The 13732-nt window shown below is 36.1% G+C and carries 14 protein-coding genes; 9 read left to right on the top strand and 5 right to left on the bottom strand.

From position 1 onward, the window contains the following. Positions 1–133: 133 nt before the first annotated feature. Both D017_RS13860 and D017_RS15055 read left to right on the top strand, forming a co-directional pair. Complete coding sequence (locus D017_RS13860) at positions 134–856, top strand: hypothetical protein (RefSeq protein ID WP_035337315.1); 723 nt, start codon at positions 134–136, stop codon at positions 854–856. A gap of 17 nt (positions 857–873) precedes the next feature. Then, positions 874–1398: a DUF2007 domain-containing protein gene (locus D017_RS15055; protein WP_051583924.1), complete on the top strand. Its 525-nt coding sequence runs from the start codon at positions 874–876 to the stop codon at positions 1396–1398. Positions 1399–1400: 2 nt separating this feature from the next. Here the strand turns inward: D017_RS15055 and D017_RS13870 are convergent, their stop codons facing one another. Continuing rightward, positions 1401–3020: an ABC-F family ATP-binding cassette domain-containing protein gene (locus tag D017_RS13870; RefSeq protein ID WP_035337316.1), complete on the bottom strand. Its 1620-nt coding sequence runs from the start codon at positions 3018–3020 to the stop codon at positions 1401–1403. Positions 3021–3186: 166 nt separating this feature from the next. Here D017_RS13870 and D017_RS13875 point away from each other — a divergent pair, with 166 nt between their 5' ends. Then, a complete protein-coding gene (locus tag D017_RS13875) occupies positions 3187–4590 on the top strand; it encodes a thioredoxin-like domain-containing protein (protein ID WP_035337318.1) in 1404 nt (467 codons plus the stop codon). Positions 4591–4667: 77 nt separating this feature from the next. On the opposite strand, the gene fsa is transcribed toward D017_RS13875, so the two are convergent. The 4 genes from fsa to D017_RS13895 all read right to left on the bottom strand — a co-directional run bounded on the left by fsa (position 4668) and on the right by D017_RS13895 (position 7565). Continuing rightward, positions 4668–5324, bottom strand: coding sequence for a fructose-6-phosphate aldolase (gene fsa / locus D017_RS13880; RefSeq protein WP_035337320.1), 657 nt, complete (start codon positions 5322–5324; stop codon positions 4668–4670). An 80-nt stretch (positions 5325–5404) separates the two neighbouring features. Next, positions 5405–6208 carry an SDR family oxidoreductase gene (locus tag D017_RS13885; protein WP_035337321.1) on the bottom strand — a complete coding sequence of 268 codons (804 nt, stop codon included), beginning with the start codon at positions 6206–6208 and terminating at the stop codon, positions 5405–5407. 180 nt (positions 6209–6388) lie between these two features. Further along, positions 6389–6835, bottom strand: coding sequence for a thioredoxin family protein (locus D017_RS13890; RefSeq protein WP_035337324.1), 447 nt, complete (start codon positions 6833–6835; stop codon positions 6389–6391). A gap of 97 nt (positions 6836–6932) precedes the next feature. Further along, positions 6933–7565 carry an NAD(P)H-dependent oxidoreductase gene (locus D017_RS13895; protein ID WP_035338315.1) on the bottom strand — a complete coding sequence of 211 codons (633 nt, stop codon included), beginning with the start codon at positions 7563–7565 and terminating at the stop codon, positions 6933–6935. A 90-nt stretch (positions 7566–7655) separates the two neighbouring features. Here D017_RS13895 and D017_RS13900 point away from each other — a divergent pair, with 90 nt between their 5' ends. The 6 genes from D017_RS13900 (at position 7656) to D017_RS13925 (ending at position 13707) form a co-directional block, all read left to right on the top strand. Further along, positions 7656–8051, top strand: a complete 396-nt coding sequence (locus D017_RS13900; protein WP_035337327.1) for an acyl-CoA thioesterase — start codon at positions 7656–7658, stop codon at positions 8049–8051. Further along, positions 8051–8719: an ElyC/SanA/YdcF family protein gene (locus tag D017_RS13905; protein WP_035337329.1), complete on the top strand. Its 669-nt coding sequence runs from the start codon at positions 8051–8053 to the stop codon at positions 8717–8719. Before D017_RS13900 ends, D017_RS13905 begins: the two co-directional genes overlap by 1 nt. 55 nt (positions 8720–8774) lie before the next feature. Further along, on the top strand, positions 8775–9512 hold the full coding sequence (gldF, locus tag D017_RS13910; RefSeq protein ID WP_035337331.1) for a gliding motility-associated ABC transporter permease subunit GldF: 738 nt from the start codon (positions 8775–8777) through the stop codon (positions 9510–9512). Beyond that, entirely contained in the window at positions 9509–11203 is a 1695-nt protein-coding gene (gene gldG, locus D017_RS13915; protein ID WP_035337332.1) for a gliding motility-associated ABC transporter substrate-binding protein GldG, read from the top strand. Before gldF ends, gldG begins: the two co-directional genes overlap by 4 nt. A 118-nt stretch (positions 11204–11321) precedes the next feature. Further along, positions 11322–12440 (top strand): DNA polymerase III subunit beta, encoded by a 1119-nt coding sequence (gene dnaN / locus D017_RS13920; RefSeq protein ID WP_035337334.1) that lies wholly within the window; start codon positions 11322–11324, stop codon positions 12438–12440. Between the two features lie 193 nt (positions 12441–12633). Further along, a complete protein-coding gene (locus D017_RS13925) occupies positions 12634–13707 on the top strand; it encodes a M28 family metallopeptidase (RefSeq protein WP_035337335.1) in 1074 nt (357 codons plus the stop codon). The last annotated feature ends 25 nt before the right edge of the window (positions 13708–13732 follow it).

A 13732-nucleotide genomic window follows, 5' to 3' on the forward strand; every position in this document is an offset into this window, starting at 1 on the left:
TTGATGTATCTAAGAGCTTTTTTTTGGCTCATATTTTCTTAACTGTTTTGTTTAATTAATACATAAATCACCTAGTATCAATTATTCCCATTGACATTATCGCATTTGTATTGTATCTTTAAAAGAAAAAAAGATGCTATTATCCAGAACCAACATTCACGAAAAGTTGCTTCGTGAGCGCAGTAAAAGTGAGCAAGAACAAGATATCCTAGCACAAGTACAACAGGTTTTTGATCAAGACCGCTTTCGCGAAAGCGGAATCCTCAAAACCCTAAAAGGAGCTTCTGAGGCAGGTTATAACGAGTTTGACTTTGACTTACTTGAGACCTCAAAAATCTTCCACATTAAACAAATAGAGAAAATATGCGTAGACTATAGACTGCGTTTTCTCGACACCAAATACTTTAAAGGAAAATATCCTCAAGAAGTACTTGACAATATTAAACACCTTGAAAACACACATCACACGGAACTTGATGGTTTTAAAATCATTGCTCCTTCTAAAATGTTTGTTCTAGAAAAGGCAGACGACCCATTATTATTTGCGCCTATGGGTAACGGCTATTACTATCTTATCCACCAGTGGGGTAATGATCTTAACCCTTTTAGAAAACAATGGGCATGGTCGTTTAAGTCTATTGAAAACTTAATAATTACGACAGTACTCATTAGCATAATCGCGACATTATTAACACCAGACGGTCTTTTTACAAAGAATCAAGATTTTGGTCAAGATATTATGGTATTTTTCTTTATGTTTAAGTCCATCGGAGCGGTAGTTCTATTTTATGCATTTGCACTAGGTAAGAACTTTAACAAAGCGATATGGAATAGCAAGTACGATAAAACAAGATAACCTGACCAAAATAATATATGAGCATACTTCCAGACTCTCGTTATGAAAAAATCCACACTGGATCCATCATAGAAATAAAGAGATTACAAACCATACTTGAGGAAAAAGATATCCCGAGTATTGTAAGAGATGACAACGAGAGTGCTAAGCTCGCTGGGTATGCCCTAGGGTCTCCTGATCAATCTAGATTGCTTGTAGACAAAGAATATCTAGTAAAGGCCAAGCACATTGTAGAAACAGCGCTTGAAGATTTTTCTAATAATGCACTATCTGATGAGGAACTAAGTAACTTATCGCAGCAAGAAGCACCTAAAGCTACTATAAACAGGATCACGAGGCCTACACCAGAAAAGAAAAAGCCAGAATTATCTTCTGGCCGTATTCTCTTATATGTATTTTTTCTAGGACTCTCGATCTGGAGACTATTACCACTACTTCAAGGTGAAGAATTACCTACATTCCGTATTATAATAAGTGGAGGTCTTCTTGTCTTTTGTAGCTATATGCTTATTACACATTTCATGAACAAGAGTAAGGCGTAGCCTTACTCATACATTGCCATGCGCTGTTCCTTTATACTTTTATCGCTCATATACTCATCAAAGTTCATATAGCGATCTATAACACCCTTAGGTGTTAATTCTATCACACGATTACCCACAGTGCTCGCAAACTCGTGATCATGTGTTGTAAGCATCACTGTACCCTTAAAGTTTTTAAGTGCATTATTGAATGCCGTAATTGACTCAAGATCTAAGTGGTTAGTAGGCTCATCTACCATAAGGATATTTGCACGTTTCATCATCATTTTTGAAATCATACAACGTACCTTCTCTCCTCCCGAAAGAACATTAGACATTTTAAGCGCTTCCTCTCCTGAGAAAATCATCTTACCTAAGAAACCTCTTAAAAACACTTCTTCTCTCTCTTCTTCTGTTTGCGCATATTGACGTAACCAGTCTACAAGATTAAGTGTTCCATCTTGAAAGTAGGATGCATTATCTAAAGGTAAGTAAGATTGTGTAGTCGTTACTCCAAAATCAAAAGTCCCGCTGTCTGCTTGTTGATTACCATTTATGATTTCATAAAAAGCAGAGGTTGCACGGCTATCTCTTGAAAATAACACCGCTTTATCACCTTTATTCAAATTCATATCAACTCCTTTGAATAAAACTTCACCATCTAGAGAGGCACTTAAACCAGCACAATTAAAAATCTGATCTCCAGCCTCACGATCTCTATCAAATATAATCCCTGGGTATCGACGACTTGAAGGCTTAATTTCTTCTATATCTAGTTTATCAATCATCTTCTTACGAGATGTTGCTTGTTTTGATTTTGCAACGTTTGCAGAGAAACGAGCGATAAATTCTTGAAGTTCCTTTTTCTTCTCTTCAGACTTTTTATTCTGCTGCGCGCGTTGTCTAGCCGCTAGTTGAGAAGACTCATACCAGAAAGTATAGTTACCGCTATAATGAGTGATTTTATTATGGTCAATATCTGATATGTGTGTACAAACCGCATCAAGGAAGTGACGGTCATGCGATACAACAATCACACAGTTATCATAATTTGCAAGGAAATTTTCTAGCCATGAGATTGTCTCATAATCCAAGTCATTTGTAGGCTCATCCATGATAAGTACATCAGGATTTCCAAAAAGCGCTTGCGCTATAAGAACACGTACACGTTGCTTACCATCAAGATCTGCCATCATAGTATAATGGTTCTCTTCTTTTATACCAAGGTTAGAAAGCATGGTTGCAGCGTTACTATCTGCATTCCATCCGTTCATTTCCTCAAACTTTACTTGAAGCTCTCCGATACGATCTGCATTTTCATCAGTATAGTCTGCATACAGAGCATCTATTTCAGACTTTATTTCATAAAGAGGCTTATTACCCATTACCACTGTCTCGAGCACATTATACTCATCATAAGCATAGTGGTTTTGCTCTAGTACAGACATACGCTTTCCTGGCTCAAGGTGCACATGACCTGAGGTAGGCTCTTGCTGGCCTGTAAGTATTTTTAAAAAGGTAGACTTTCCAGCACCGTTTGCACCAATGATGCCATAACAGTTACCGTTAAGAAATGAAGTATTTACTTCATCAAATAAAACACGTTTACCAAATTGAACTGAAAGATTAGAGACTGATAACATAAAAAACTTCTATTTTGAGCGTGCAAAAATACCTATAATTAAAGAAATTATAATGATAACAAACACAAAATGCTTTTAACGATATGTTAACAATATGCAAAAGTCATTAAAGTTACTTTTGGAAATAACACCATAAGCTATCTTATTCAGTGTAAATTGACCTTTTATGAAGTACCTCCTACTCTTACTTATAGTTTCTACTACCCTTACTAGCTGCGTTTTTGAAGAAAATGATAAAGCTCAAGGAACATATTTAGGGGGACAGATTATTAACCCCGTACAGAGTTATGTATTGCTTCGCAAGGGCGAAGTGGTTACAGACAGTATTCCCCTAGATAGGAGAAATAGGTTTTTATACAAATTTGATGATTTCCAGCCAGGTCTTTATAGACTCGAGCACGGAGAACACCAACTTGTGCATATAGAAGAAGGTGACAGTATATTATTGAGAGTAAATACTAAAGATTTTGATGAATCTCTTAGTTTTTCTGGCTATGGCGCAGATAAAAGTTCATTCTTACTTGACATGTATTTACACTGGGAAAGTGAAAATGAAAGCATCAAAAAAAAATATCAAAAAAACCCAAAGAACTTTCAGAAGACGCTAGATTCTATGGCGATTACTCATAAAGAGGAGCTCGATAAATTTTTACTTGATAAAGATTATTCGGATGAATTTATTGAAATAGCCAGATCTGTAACAGAATTTGATAATTACCAGCGTAAAGAGTGGTATCCATTTGCACATTATGGAAAAGACAAGTTATCATTTATCGCTAGCTTACCTGATGATTTTTACAGCTTTCGCGAAAGCATAGATGTAAACAACCCTAATCTTGAAGAACTTTATAGCTTTAGAAGATATCTTTCTTCTTACATTAATAATTTAACCTACCAACGCTATGGAAAGGAAAATGATTATAACCGTACCTCATACATACACAACCACCATCAGATAGCAGTAATTGACAGCCTTATAACTAATAAAGAACTCAAGGAGAGACTTTTATCTCAAATGTCGCGTATTTTTATTGCTAATAGTAACAACTTAGAAGAAGTTGATAAGCTTTTTGACGAAATAAAAGAGGTCTCCACCTCTACCGAGACAGTTGCCCTGATTAATGCGTTATACGACAATAACAAATCTATGCAGGCGGGAAATATGATTCCAGATGTCATGATTATAGGCGCAGACTCTGGAATGAACACCTTGTCTAGTCGTATTACAAAGCCTACAGTATTATTTTTCTGGTCTTATTTAAGAATGGCTCACATGGATAACTCTCATGCAAAAGCACGTGAACTACAAGTAAAGTACCCAGAGTTCAATTTTATTGCCATTAACGTAAACACAGAGCATAATAAGTGGATGCTTCACTTAAATAAAAATAATTTTGATGAGTCTAAAGAGTATAGACTTGCAAAACCAAAACAAGCTAGAAAACAGCTTGTACTCAATGACATTAACAAGACTATCGTTCTTGACAAAGACGGAAAGATTTTAAATAGTCATGCAAACCTGCACAACTCAAAATTTGAAAACGAACTTCTGGCTTACTTAAATCAATAGGCTTTATAACATTACAGCAATAGAAAAACCCCTTCTACTTTAAAGTAAAAGGGGTTTTTTGTGGGCGTATACTAGTATTAGTTATTACCCTTCTCGTAATCTGCTAAGAATTTTGCAAGGCCGCTATCTGTAAGTGGGTGCTTTAATAATCCTTCTATAGAAGATAAAGGTCCTGTCATTACATCTGCTCCTATTTTTGCACAATCTATTACGTGCATTGTATGACGTACGGATGCTGCTAGAATTTCTGTTTCAAACATATAGTTATCATATATGTGACGAATTTCTGCAATTAGGTTTAATCCATCTGTTGAGATGTCATCTAGTCTTCCTATAAACGGAGAAACATATGTCGCCCCAGCCTTTGCTGCTAGTAATGCCTGCCCACAAGAAAATACTAGCGTACAATTTGTACGAATTCCTTTATCAGAAAAATATTTTATGGCTTTAATTCCATCTTTAATCATAGGTACTTTTACTACAATTTGATCATGTAATGCAGCAAGCTCCTCCCCTTCTTTTACCATCTCATCATAAGTAGTTGCAATTACCTCTGCACTTACATCACCAGTTACAATCTCACAGATATCTTTGTAATGTTGTAATATGTTTTCACGTCCAGTAATACCCTCTTTGGCCATTAATGATGGGTTTGTAGTCACACCATCAAGAACTCCTAGATCTTGTGCTTCTTTAATTTGGTCAAGGTTTGCGGTATCTATAAAAAATTTCATAGTCTTTTCTTTTATGATTATACACAAATGTAACTAAAAGTGATAAGTAGAAATTACAAGCGCGTTTAATTGTTTGTTAACTAAAGTTTATAATGGTTAAGTAGTAGTTTTTCATACCAAGTATCTGGCAGTAAACGCTTGAGTGCAATACTAAAACGCTGCATAAAAAAGCCTACACGATAATGTACTTTAGGGTTTTTAGACTCCATCACGCGCTTTACTACTTTTGCCATGATTATGGTATCCATTCCTTCATCTACATGTGCATCCATTAAGGATAGTGTATTCTTATAATTTTCTTTATATGGGGAGTTTTCAAGCACTGGTGCGTGGTAACGTCCTGCAGCAATATTAGTTGCAAAATCTCCGGGCGCAACGGTAGTCATTTTTACGTTAAACTCCTTAAGCTCCATTCGGTAGGCTTCAGTAGTAATACCAAGAGCTCCTTTGGTTGCAGAGTAAATACCTCTGTATGGTAAGCCCATATAACCTGCTATCGAGGTAATATTAATAACCATACCACTGCGCTGTTTACGCATTGTAGGTAACACTGCTTTTATTACTTCTAATGCTCCAAAGTAATTAGTCTCAAAGACTCTTTTAATTTCGGCATCTGGTGTCTCCTCTAAAGGCCCTGTGATACCCATTCCAGCATTGTTAATTAAATAGTCTATGCGCCCCTCTTTTTCTAATACAGATGATACTGCTGCTGTTATAGTCGCCGGTTTTGTAACATCTAGCGCAACCATATGCACTCCTTCTTCTATATTATTTTTTGGGTTTCGACTTGTTCCGTATACAGTATACGACTGGTTTACAAGAAACTGAGCTATGGCTAAACCTATTCCTGAGGAAGCCCCAGTGATTAAAACTACTTTTGACATAAATCTATTTAAAGGTGGTCAAAGATAAGAAGTTCGTTTATTGTTAATTAATACATGTGAGTTTTTGTTGAGAGTATCTTTGTACAGCATAATTTTAAGGTTACGCTTTCGCGAAAGCATAAAAAAAACGCTCAGCATAGTGCTGAACGTTTTCATATATAAAACTTATAAACTTGTAACTTATCTAGAACGTCTTGCTTTATTAAAAAATGCATAGTACGGAGCTGTATCTCTAAGCATACTATATCCTGAAACTTCATCCTTTCTTCTACCATTTGAGTCAAGCAACAATACGGTAGGAAAAGATTTGTCCTTATTATACTTATCTTGGAGCTTCAAATTCTTCTTCTTTTGCTCTGGAGAAATTATGTCTTCTCTAAAAGGGATATCTACCTCAAGTAAAACAAAATCATCTGCTTGCTGTATAAACTTATCTGTACTCCAAAGATCTTTCTTAAGCATTTTACAAGGACCACACCAATCACTACCTGTAAAATACATGATAATAGGTTTCCCTTGGCGTTGTGCTACCTTTTTTGCTTTGTCAAAATCAGTATGCCATTTGGCTTCCTGAGCTTGTAATGTTACTGTTGAAATAAAAAATAATAAAAATGCTATATGTTTCATTGTACTAAAATTAGGGCTACTGCAAAGTTATAAACTTTTAGAAAATAACAAGAATCCTGCCACAATATTGTAGTGCAGCCCTATATTCAATCGAAAGTTACAAATCAAGAACGGAATTGTCCAAAGATTTGCGCACTTTTTTCATAGTAGAAAACATGTCACCTTCTGCTCTATACCCTACAGGCATTACTAAAACCGACTGTAAACCTTTATTAGTGAGATCAAAAAACTCATCATATCCCTCAGGTGAAAAACCTTCCATGGGGCAAGCATCTATTTCTTCAAATGCACAAACTGTAAGTAAATTACCCATTGCTAGGTATGCCTGTTTTGAAGCCCACAAGTCATTCTCTACATCTGTCGCTTTCTTAAAATGATCAAGAAGGTAATTCTTAAATGGCTTTATGATTTCTTCTGGAGTATTTCTGATTTGCTTTACGTTATCAAAATAATTTTTAACATAATCTTCATCTACTTGTTTTTCGATACAAAAAATGAGTACATGTGAGGCATCTGCTACTTGTCGCTGGTTCATTGTTAAAGGAACGAGTGCTTCTTGTTTCTCCTTATTACTTACCACTACTAATCGCACGGGCTGTAAGCCAAAGCTTGTAGCAGTAAGGTTAAAGGCGTTTTTGATTATTTCTATTTTTGACTCTGGTAGCATGCGTGTATTGTCAAACTTTTTAGTCGCATATCTCCATTTTAAAGCTTCTATTACTTGTGGCATCTGTTCTATTTTAAGACCTTGCAAAGATACACTTAGAAGTAAGCACTGCATATTTTTTGTCTATTAAATATGCAAAATGATTAAACAATTATGATTACTCTCAAAGAACGCATTGAAAACTCAGAAACTCGCATCTTTAAAGCGGTCTTTCCCAACACAACAAATCATTATGACACTCTTTTTGGTGGGACTGCAATGCATATGATGGATGAAGCAGCTTTTATATGCGCCACACGCTTTAGCCGAAAAAAAGTGGTTACCATTTCTACCAGTCAAATAGACTTCACTAAAGCCATTCCTCAAGGAACTATTGTAGAATTAATAGCTCGTATAGAGAAAGTGGGCAATACAAGTTGCGTGGTACGCGTTGAGATTTACAAAGAAGATATGTACAATTATGACCGTGAGCTAGCCGTAGCTGGAACATTTACTTTTGTAGCTATCAATGATGAAAAGAAACCTATTAAAATCATAGATAACGCCTAGTGCTTAAACATTTAAAAAAAATAATTGCCGTCACTCTCGTTGGGATTATCCTTCTTATTTGTGGAGTTTATGCGCTTTCTTACCACATTGAAGAAAGCACAAAAAAACAAACATTTACAGCTATTTCGCAGGTTCCAAAAGCTTATACTGTAATTGTCTTAGGTGCTAGTGTACGAGCAAACGGCAATCTATCTACAATGCTAGAAGATCGTGTATCAAGCGCCCTTAGCTTATATAAAGAAGGTAAAGTCAAGCGTTTTTTACTCTCAGGAGATAATGGCACTGCATCCTATAACGAGCCGAAGGCAATGAAAGCATATCTCATGGATAGAGGTGTTCCAGAAGATGATATCTTCCTAGATTATGCTGGTTTTGACACATACGACAGTATGTATAGAGCTAGCTCTGTATTTAATGTAAAGGAGGCTGTAGTGGTTACTCAAGAGTTTCACTTGCCACGAGCACTGTATATTGCAAATCAACTTGGCCTTACCTATTACGGCTTTGTGGGAGACCAGCGAACTTACCAAAGAGAAAGTGCAAATAAACGCAGAGAATTACTAGCAAATGTCAAAGCCTTTCTTGAGCTCAGCATTAACAAAGAGCCTACATATTTAGGAGCAAAAATCCCTATTGATGGACCTCCGCAGTCAAGCTATCCTCAATAAATACCTTTTAAGAAACAAAAAACTACAGTAAATTTACTTTTAAAAATAATTCACTTTGTTCGCTATACTTAAAAAAGAAATATCCTCATTTTTTTCCTCGGCTATTGGATATCTGGTTATTGGGTTATTTCTCGTAGTTACCGGTTTATTTTTATGGGTTTTTGAAGGGTCTTTTAATATCACAGAAACTGGATTTGCAGATCTCGCACCTTTCTTCCAGATTGCACCATGGATATTTATATTTCTTATCCCTGCTGTTACTATGCGTTGTTTTAGTGAAGAACAGAAAGTAGGAACCTTAGAACTTTTACTCACAAAACCTATCTCAAAACTACAGTTAACGATAGGAAAATTTTTAGGCGCATTCACGCTCATCATACTCGCTATTGTACCCACACTTATTTATGTAGTTGCTATCTACCAGCTGGGTAATCCTGTGGGAAATCTTGATGTAGGAGTTACCATAGGCAGCTATATAGGCTTATTGTTTCTAGCGGGCACATTTACAGCAATAGGAATATATGCCTCTAGCCTTACCAGTAATCAAATCATAGCTTTTATAATCGCAGTATTCTTAAGCTTCTTTCTATATTTTGGACTTGAAGGCATAGCAGCATATAGCACAATAAGCAGTGTGAGAGATTTTATTAATTTAATGGGTTTACAAGCTCATTACAGTAGCATAAGTCGTGGTGTTGTAGATACTAGAGATCTTATTTATTTTATTAGTGTAACCGTATTTTTTATCGTTATCACGGTATTAAACCTGCATAAAAGGAGTACACTTTCGTGAAAAATTTAAAACACATATCATACCTCCTAGTAGCAATCATAATATTGATTGCATTAAATATCATAAGCTCGCTAGCGCACAAACGCTATGACCTAACGCAAGATCAACGTTATAGTTTAAGTGATCCTACGCTTGATTTATTAGATCAAGTAAATAGTCCGCTTATTATTGATGTATTTCTCGAAGGAAATTTTCCAGCAGAGTTTAAGAAACTTCAAAACGAGACGCGCTATCTGCTAGAGGAAATGCAAGCCTATAACGATAATATAAGGTTTGAATTTTCTAACCCAGTTGAAGAAGGAGAAAATGTAGCCGAAGTTGCGGGACAATTCAATGAATTTGGGATGACTACCATCCCTCTCAAAGTAAAAGAAAACGGAAAAGAAACCACGCAAACTATATTTCCTTGGGCTACCATAAACTTTAATGATAAAGCTCAACCCGTATCACTCGTAAAAAATGTAGTAGGTGCCTCTCCAGAACAGCTTGTATATGGCTCTATCCAAAATCTTGAGTACGCCTTTGCCGAAAGTTTACACAGCACTCTTAATGCAAAGTCTAAGCGTATTGCTGTTTTAAGAGATAATGGCGAGCTACCAGATGCAAATATTGCAGATTTGTTTCGTAAACTAGGTGACACCTATAATATCGCTCCTTTCCCATTAGAATTTGCAAACCAAGATCCAGATAAGGCACTCAAAGCTTTACAAAACACCTTTGATCTAGTAGTTATTGCAAAACCTACAAAAGCCTTTACAGACAAGCAGAAGTATGTGATTGATCAATATATCATGAATGGTGGTAACAGCCTTTGGATGCTCGATGCAGTAGCCATGGAAGATGATAGCTTGCGTAATGACCAAGGAAAAACCATTGCTTTTCCTAGAGATATTAATCTAGATGACCAATTATTTAAATACGGAATTAGAGTAGACCCATCCTTAGTAGTAGACCTCTACTCTGCCCCACTTAGCGTTGCATCTGGTGATGGCAGTGATGCTCAGTACATACAGTTACCTTGGTTGTACAGACCGCAAGTACCTAGTATGAATACGCATCCCATTAATACTAATATTGAAAAGCCTGTTCTTTTTAATTATGCAAACCCTATCACCTTATTAGACAACAATAGTGACGTAAATAAAACAGTATTACTACAGTCTAGTATTTATACCAAAATAGAAAGTACGCCACGAGAAATCTCTTTAGGCCAAGTAGATATTGAACCTTTAGAGAGTGATTTTCAAAATGGGCAACAACCACTTGCTGTTCTCCTAGAAGGCTCGTTTAATTCGGCTTTTACTAATAGAGTCTTACCAGATGGAAGTGATCGTAGTATTTTTCGCGAAAGCGCACAAAAAAATCCTAAGCTTATTCTCATAGCCGATGGTGATATAATCTCAAATAGCCTTGATGCACGGGGGCAACCACTAGAATTAGGTTTTGATTATTACACAAGGACCAGCTACGGGAATAAAGAGTTTTTACTCAATGCGATTAACTATCTTCTCGATGACAGTGGGCTTATTAACATAAGGACTAAAGAAATTGCACTTCCTTTTCTCGATATGAAAAAGACAGCGCAAAGTGTAAGCACGTGGCAAGTCTTGACTATTGGGCTTCCGCTGGTTATTTTACTTATCTTTGGACTCATCTACAACGCAATTAGGAAGCGTCGCTACGCGCGCTAGATGTTGATAAGTTAATTATAAAAGCCGTCGCATTTAAAATATATTTGTAAGTAGTGAGTGAGGCATAAATAGCGTCACTTTTGATACCATTTTATTGTATTGCAAAACCTAACTTTCTATGAAATTTATAGTCTCTAGTACATACCTCCTTAAACAATTACAAGTATTGGGTGGTGTGATAAATAATAGCAACACCCTACCTATACTCGATAATTTCCTTTTTGAACTAGATGGAAATACACTAACAGTTTCTGCATCAGATCTAGAAACTACCATGACATCAAAGTTAGATGTAGAGTCTAGTGATAATGGTGCGATTGCGTTACCAGCTCGTTTACTTCTTGACACGCTTAAGACGTTCCCAGAGCAACCACTTACTTTTACACAACACGAAAACAACACCGTAGAGATAAGCTCTAATCATGGTAAATATGCACTAGCTTTTGCAGATGGTGCAGAGTTTCCTAATGCAGTATCACTAGAAGACCCTAGTGTTGTAAAAATACCTGGAAGTGTACTAGCTACCGCAATAAGCAATACTATTTTTGCTACTGGAAATGACGATTTACGTCCAGTAATGAGTGGTGTATTTTTTCAATTTGGCACAGACGGACTTACGTTTGTAGCAACAGATGCTCACAAGCTTGTAAAGTATGGTCGTACAGATGTAGTTGCATCTCAAGCGGCTGAATTTATTATGCCTAAGAAGCCTCTTAACTTACTTAAAGGAATACTTTCTACTTCTGATGATGAGATTGCGGTAGAGTATAACGAGAGTAATGCAAAATTTACTTTTGATAATGTGGAGCTTGTATGTCGTCTTATTGATGGTAAGTATCCTAACTACGAAGCAGTAATCCCAAAAGAGAATCCAAACAGACTTACCATAGATCGTAATCAGTTTTTAAACTCTGTACGTCGTGTTTCTATTTTCTCAAATAAAACTACACACCAGATTCGCTTAAAAATTGCCGGGGCAGAACTTAATATTTCGGCAGAAGATATTGATTACAGTAATAAAGCCGAAGAGCGTCTTACTTGTGATTATCAAGGTGATGATATGCAAATAGGATTTAACTCAAGATTCTTAACTGAGATGCTTAATAATATGAATGCAAATGATGTTTCTCTAGAGATGTCACTTCCTAATAGAGCAGGTATCTTAACTCCAGTAGATGGTCTTGATGAAGGTGAGCAAGTAACAATGCTTGTAATGCCAGTTATGCTTAACAATTAAGATTTTACATCTTTAAAATAACAAGGTCACTCTAGCAATAGAGTGACCTTTTTTTATATGTAGCATTTTGAGATTACTTGCCTATAATTGTGGTTAGTAACGCTTTCGCGAAAGCAAAAAAAACACACTACGCTATCTCATATTTTATCCAATTGAATTCAGTACTTTTATCAGAATAAACAATTCCTTATAAATGAAAAAATATTTTGCCCTAATGGGATTGGGACTTATTGCCCTTTCTTGTAACGAATCAAAAAAAGTAGTAGCACCTGCTGCTCCTTCTGAACCTGTACTTATAGATGTCACTGCTCTTGAAAGTAATGAGAATGACGTACGTAAATACACTAACACTATTACTGCAAATGAGCTACAAGACATGCTCTACGTATTTGCAGGAGATGATTTTGAGGGGCGTAATACTGGAGACCCAGGACAAAAGAAAGCAGCTGCATACTTAGTAAATTATTATAAGCAATTAGAAGTAGCACCTGGAAATAAGGGAGATTACTACCAGATTGTACCTAAAACATTTTTTAGAAAAGGAAGTCATTTAAACGACTCTGAAAACGTGCTAGCTTTTATAGAAGGATCAGAGAAGCCTGAGGAAGTACTTGTGCTCTCTGCACACCTAGACCACGTAGGAATGGACTCAAAAGGTAATGTCTTTAACGGAGCAGATGATGATGGATCTGGTACTGTGGCATTACTAGAGATTGCAGAGGCTTTTAAACAAGCTGTAAAAGACGAAAAAGGACCTAAGCGCTCTATACTCTTTTTACACGTCACAGGAGAAGAGAAAGGCTTATACGGGTCTAGATTCTACTCAGAAAATCCAGTATACCCGCTAGCAAACACCATTGCAGACCTCAACATCGATATGATAGGTCGTAATGACGATGCACACTTAGAAGATAATAACTATGTTTATTTAATAGGTTCAGATAAATTAAGTACAGATTTACACAATGTATCATCTGCCGTAAATGCAAAGTATTTTGATATTAACCTAGATTACCGATACAATGTAGAGAATGAGCCTAACCGTTTTTATTACCGCTCAGATCACTACAACTTTGCAAAGAAGAATGTGCCTATTATTTTTTACTTTAATGGAACACATGAAGATTATCACAAAATAGGTGATACACCAGATAAAATCAATTACCCATTACTAGAAAAGCGTACAAAACTTGTCTTTGCAACTGCTTGGGAACTTGCAAATCGTAAGGATAGACCTGTAGTAGACAAAGCAGAGAAAGAAGAATAAATTATTTTAAAAATTATTATGTGTT

The organism is Dokdonia sp. PRO95 (genome assembly GCF_000355805.1).
Classification (GTDB): Bacteria; Bacteroidota; Bacteroidia; order Flavobacteriales; family Flavobacteriaceae; genus Dokdonia.

Bases quoted from the DNA above. Each gene is read 5' to 3' on its own strand.
- D017_RS13860 (WP_035337315.1), top strand. From the start codon at position 134: ATGCTATTATCCAGAACCAACATTCACGAAAAGTTGCTTCGTGAGCGC.
- D017_RS15055 (WP_051583924.1), top strand. From the start codon at position 874: ATGAGCATACTTCCAGACTCTCGTTATGAAAAAATCCACACTGGATCC.
- D017_RS13870 (WP_035337316.1), bottom strand. From the start codon at position 3,020: ATGTTATCAGTCTCTAATCTTTCAGTTCAATTTGGTAAACGTGTTTTA.
- D017_RS13875 (WP_035337318.1), top strand. From the start codon at position 3,187: ATGAAGTACCTCCTACTCTTACTTATAGTTTCTACTACCCTTACTAGC.
- fsa (WP_035337320.1), bottom strand. From the start codon at position 5,324: ATGAAATTTTTTATAGATACCGCAAACCTTGACCAAATTAAAGAAGCA.
- D017_RS13885 (WP_035337321.1), bottom strand. From the start codon at position 6,208: ATGTCAAAAGTAGTTTTAATCACTGGGGCTTCCTCAGGAATAGGTTTA.
- D017_RS13890 (WP_035337324.1), bottom strand. From the start codon at position 6,835: ATGAAACATATAGCATTTTTATTATTTTTTATTTCAACAGTAACATTA.
- D017_RS13895 (WP_035338315.1), bottom strand. From the start codon at position 7,565: ATGCCACAAGTAATAGAAGCTTTAAAATGGAGATATGCGACTAAAAAG.
- D017_RS13900 (WP_035337327.1), top strand. From the start codon at position 7,656: ATGATTACTCTCAAAGAACGCATTGAAAACTCAGAAACTCGCATCTTT.
- dnaN (WP_035337334.1), top strand. From the start codon at position 11,322: ATGAAATTTATAGTCTCTAGTACATACCTCCTTAAACAATTACAAGTA.
- D017_RS13925 (WP_035337335.1), top strand. From the start codon at position 12,634: ATGAAAAAATATTTTGCCCTAATGGGATTGGGACTTATTGCCCTTTCT.